3 protein-coding genes are annotated in these 5,056 nt (G+C 67.1%); all 3 read left to right on the forward strand.

All coding sequences use genetic code 11. The annotated features are described in order from the left end of the window. The coding region (locus AC30PD_RS21870; RefSeq protein ID WP_489537814.1) for an ATP-binding protein at positions 1 to 3,141 on the forward strand (3,141 nt) is incomplete at its 5' end. Beyond that, positions 3,138 to 4,124, forward strand: coding sequence for a response regulator (locus AC30PD_RS21875; RefSeq protein ID WP_489537815.1), 987 nt, complete (start codon positions 3,138 to 3,140; stop codon positions 4,122 to 4,124). The genes AC30PD_RS21870 and AC30PD_RS21875, both read left to right, overlap by 4 nt. A gap of 144 nt (positions 4,125 to 4,268) precedes the next feature. Next, positions 4,269 to 5,056, forward strand: a 788-nt coding sequence (locus AC30PD_RS21880) for a glucose-6-phosphate dehydrogenase (RefSeq protein WP_489537816.1), incomplete at its 3' end; no start/stop codon positions are given.

Here is a 5,056-nt window from a genome sequence, read left to right on the forward strand (position 1 = left end):
ATCTACGCCAGCTTCACCTTCATCTTCTTCGCGCTCGAAGCGGCCATCATGGCCTACGCGATCGAGCTCGCCTTCGACATCCCGCCGAGTTGGGGTTACCTGCTGTGCTCGCTGGTCGTGATCCCGCTGGTCACGCACGGGGTCACCACGATCAGCCGGCTGCAGGTGTGGACACAGCCGCTGTGGCTGCTGATGCTGATCGTGCCGCTCGGCTACGTCTTGCACCAGCACCCCGGCGTGCTGGCCGAGTTGTGGTCTTACGGCGGGCAGGGCGCCGAAGGCCCGCGCGCGACGGGCTTCGACCTGATGAAGTTCGGCGCCGCCATGACGGTGGGCATCGCGCTCATCACGCAGATGGGCGAGCAGGCCGACTACCTGCGCTTCATGCCGGAACCGCTGCCGGGGCACCGCGCGCGCTGGTGGGCCAGCGTGGTCATCGGCGGCCCGGGCTGGGTGGTGCCGGGCGTGCTGAAGATGCTTGCTGGTACCTTGCTCGCCTATCTCGCGATCGGCTACGCGGTGCCGATCGAGCGTGCCGTCGACCCGACGCAGATGTACCTCGTGGCCTACAACGCCGTGTTCTCGAACTACGGCCTGGCGGTGGCGGCCACGGCGCTGTTCGTGATCGTCTCGCAGCTCAAGATCAACGTGACGAACGCGTACGCCGGCTCGCTGGCCTGGTCGAACTTCTTCGCGCGCCTGACCCACAGCCACCCCGGCCGCGTGGTGTGGATGGTGTTCAACACCGCGATCGCGCTGATGCTGATGGAGCTCGACGTGTTCCAGGCGCTGGGCAAGGTGCTGGGGCTGTACTCCAACATCGCCATCTCCTGGATGATGGCGGTGGTGGCCGACCTCGTCATCAACAAGCCGATGGGCTGGTCGCCCAAGGGCATCGAGTTCAAGCGCGCGCATCTCTACGATGTGAACCCGGTCGGCGTGGGTGCGATGGGTGTGGCCTCGGTGTTGTCGATCGTCGCCTACCTCGGCGTGCTCGGGCCGATGGCACAGGCGTTTTCGGCGTTGATCGCGCTCGTGACGGCGCTCGTCGTCTCGCCGCTGATCGCGTGGTGGACCGGCGGGCGGTTCTACATTGCACGTTCGCCGTCGTCACCGCTGCAGCCCGAAGCCGATGCCGGCACCTACAAGCGCCTGACACGCTGCGTGATCTGCGAGCGTGACTACGAAGGCGACGACTTGGCGCAGTGCCCCGCGTACCAGGGCGCCATCTGCTCGCTGTGCTGCACGCTCGACGCGCGTTGCAACGATCTGTGCAAGCCGCACGCACGCGCTTCGGTTCAATGGAACGGGCTGCTGCGCGCACTGTTGCCGCGCCCGGTCTGGCCGTACCTTGAAACGGGCTTGGGCCACTACCTGCTGCTGATGGCGGTGCTGGTGCCACTGCTCGCCGGCTTGTTCGCGGTCTTGTACCACCAGGGCCTGCCGGCCGTGGTCGAGCCGGGGTCGGCGCTTGCGCAGGCAATGAAACTCGGCTTCGTGAAGGCCTTCGCTGCGCTGCTGCTCGTGAGCGGCATCGTCGCTTGGTGGCTGGTGCTCACGCAGAAGAGCCGCCAGGTCGCGCAGGAAGAATCGAACCGGCAGACCCAGGCGCTGAACGAACAGACCCAGGTGCTGCGCCGCGAGATCGAATCGCACCGCCGCACCGACGAGCAGTTGCAGCAGGCCAGGTTGCAGGCCGAATCGGCACGCCACCAGGCCGAGCTCGCCAACCAGGCCAAGAGCCGCTACATCACGACCGTGAGCCACGAGCTGCGCACGCCGCTCAACAGCATCCTCGGTTATGCGCAGCTGCTCGAAGAAGACGCTTCGGTGCCGCCGCATCGGCGCCAGGCGGTCGCGGTGATCCGGCGTGGCGGCGACCATCTGCTGAGCCTGATCGAACGCACGCTCGACATCTCGCGCATCGAAGCCGGCAAGCTGCGGCTCGAGAACAAGCCGATGCGTTTTCGCGACTGCGTGCAGGAGATCGTTCGCCTGTTCGAGCTGCAGGCCGCGGCCAAGGGCGTCGTGTTCGTGCGCGCGCTCAGCGAGGCCTTGCCAGAAGTCGTGCGGGCCGACGAAAAGCGGCTGCGCCAGATCTTGATCAACGTGCTCGGCAACGCCGTCAAGTTCACGCATGTCGGCCGGGTCGAGTTTCGCCTGAGTTATGCGCGCGAGATGGCGACCTTCGAGATCGAAGACACCGGCCCCGGCATCTCGGCCGCCGACATCGAGCAGGTGTTCGAGCCTTTCGGTCGCGGCTCGGAAGCGGGCGCTGCTGCGAGCGGTGGCACCGGCTTGGGCCTGACCATCGCGAAGATGTTGACCGACCTGATGGGCGGCGAGCTCACGGTGCAGAGCACGCCTGCGGCTGCGGTCGCCTCGGGTGCTGCGGCCCACACCGGAACAGTGTTCCGCATTCGCTTGTTCCTGCCCGAAGTGCGCGGCGCACGCATCGAGCAGGAGCTGCCGCGCCAGAGCCGCATCGGTTACGCCGGCCCGCGCCAGCGTGTGCTGGTGGTCGACAACGAAGAGGTCGACCGCGAGCTGCTGGTCAGCGTGCTGGAGCCGCTGGGCTTCCAGATCGAACAGGCAGCGTCGGGCCACGCCTGTCTGGCGCTTCTGGCGAACAGCGCACCCGATGCGATCCTGATGGACCTGGCGATGCCGGGCATCGACGGCTGGGCGACGGTGCGTGCGATCCGCGAGCAGGGCCTGAGCAGTGCGCCGATTGCCATCGTCTCTGGCAACGCATTCGACAAAGGGCTGGAGAACGAAGTGGGCATCGGCGTCGAAGACTTCATCCTGAAGCCGGTGCGCGTGAACGAGCTGCTCGACTGGCTCGGTGCGCGCCTGCATCTCGAATGGTTCGAAGCCGCGCCTGCCGAAGTGGCCGCGCCGGCCCCGGCACCGCGCGCCGAGTGGCTGCTGCCCGACGAAGCGCAACTGCGTGCGCTCGACGAACTGGTGAGCCTGGGCTATTACCGCGGCATCGTACGCAAGCTCGACGACATCGCCGCGCAACACGCCGGCCATGCCGGTTTTGTGGAGCACCTGCGCGGCCTGGCGCACCAGTTCCAGCTCGACGCGATGGCGCGCGTGATCCGCCAGGCCCTGGTCGATCGCGAGGTGCAGCCATGAACGCGGGCTTGCCGAGCCGCAGCGATTCGCTGGTGGTCTTGATCGTCGACGACGTGCCCGACAACCTCTCGCTGCTGCACGACGCGCTCGACGAATCGGGCTACACCGTGCTGGTGGCGACGAACGGCGAAAGCGCGCTGCAGCGCGCCGCGCAGGCGCTGCCCGACATCGTGTTGCTCGACGCGGTGATGCCCGGCATGGACGGCTTCGAGGTCGCGCGCCGGCTGAAGCAGAACGCCGAGACCGCGCACATCCCGATCATCTTCATGACCGGCCTCACCGAAACCGAACACGTCGTCGCCGCGTTCCAGGCCGGCGGTGTGGACTACGTGACCAAGCCCATCCGCGCGCAAGAGGTGCTGGTGCGCATGGCCGTGCACATGCGCAGTGCGCGCGAGACGCACCAGGCCACGCAGGCGCGCAACGCGCTCGACGCCTTTGGCCACGCCACGATGGCGATCCACTTCGTCGAAGGCCACCAGAACCCGGTGCGTTCGGTGTGGCAAACGCCGCTGGCGCGCCAGCTGATGCTCGACTACTTCGCAGCCTCGCCGGGGCAGATCCCCGGGCCAGTACTTGATTGGTTGACGAGCGAAACCAGGGCCGTCGCCGAAGGGCGTGAACCGCGCACGCTGCCGGTGAGCCGCACGAAGGGCACCGAGCGGCGGCAACTCGTGTTCTCGCTGCAGCAGCGCACCGGTGACGACGACCTGCTGATCGTGATGCGCGAGGTGTCCGATGCCGCGGTGGTCGACGCGATGGTGCAGTCGTTCAAGCTCACGCTGCGCGAGGCCGAGGTGTTGTACTGGGTGGCCAAGGGCAAGACCAACCGCGACATTGGCGACATTCTGGGCAGCAGCCCGGCCACGGTGAAGAAGCACCTGGAGCGGGTGTACGTGAAGCTCGGCGTTGAAACACGCACCGCGGCCGTGTCGATCACGATGAGCCGCTTGCGCCAGCTGAACCCGGGCATGACGGCCTGACCGTTCTGGTGCGGCCCTTGTGGCCCACGACTTGCAGCGGTACAAGAGCAGGCGTTCGATCCGCACGCTGCAGGTGAACAGAGGGCAGGCACAGTGGCAAAGATTCCTCCGGGGGTGGGGCCGCGGTTTCCGCAGGTCGTGGTCTTGTTCGGGGCCACGGGCGACCTGGCGCGGCGCAAGCTGCTCTCGGGCCTGTTCCATTTGTCCAGCGCCGGCTTCATACCCGGCTGCCGGATCATCGGTGTCTCGCTCGACGAGATCGACGCCGAAGGCTTTCGCGGCATCGCGCGCGCGGCACTCGACGAGTTCTCGGGCCGCAAGGTCAGCGAAGCGCACTGGAGCGCCTTCGCCGCCACGCTCGACTACGTGCCGCTCGCGGCCGGCGCCGCCGCGCTGAAAGCGGCTGTCGACCGGGCCGAGGCGAGCCTCGGCGCCGAGTGCCGCCGCCTGCACTACCTGAGCGTGCCGCCGAGCGCGGCCTTGCCGGCGGTGCGCCTGCTTGGCGAAGCCGGCCTGGTGGAGCGCTCGCGCATCGTCATGGAGAAGCCCTTCGGCACCGACCTGGCGAGCTCGGTCAAGCTCAACGGCAAGCTGCACGAGGTGTTCGACGAAGAGCAGATCTTCCGCATCGACCACTTTCTGGGCAAGGAGCCGGCGCAGAACATCCTCGCCTTTCGTTTTGCCAACGGCCTGTTCGAGCCGATCTGGAACCGCAACTTCATCGACCACGTGCAGATCGACGTGCCCGAGACCCTGGGCCTGGGCAAACGCGCCGGCTTCTACGAGCAGACCGGTGCCTACCGCGACATGGTGGTCACGCACCTGTTCCAGATCCTCGGTTTCATGGCCATGGAGGCTCCCACCTCACTCGAGCCGGTGCCGATCAGCGAAGAAAAGAACAAGGTCTTCCGCAGCATGCTGCCGATCCAGCC

Origin of the sequence: Rhizobacter sp., assembly GCF_032229685.1 — a bacterium.
Lineage (GTDB): Bacteria > Pseudomonadota > Gammaproteobacteria > Burkholderiales > Burkholderiaceae_C > LMDS01.

Coding starts and splice junctions, on each gene's coding strand:
- AC30PD_RS21875 (WP_489537815.1), top strand. CDS start 3,138: ATGAACGCGGGCTTGCCGAGCCGCAGCGATTCGCTGGTGGTCTTGATC.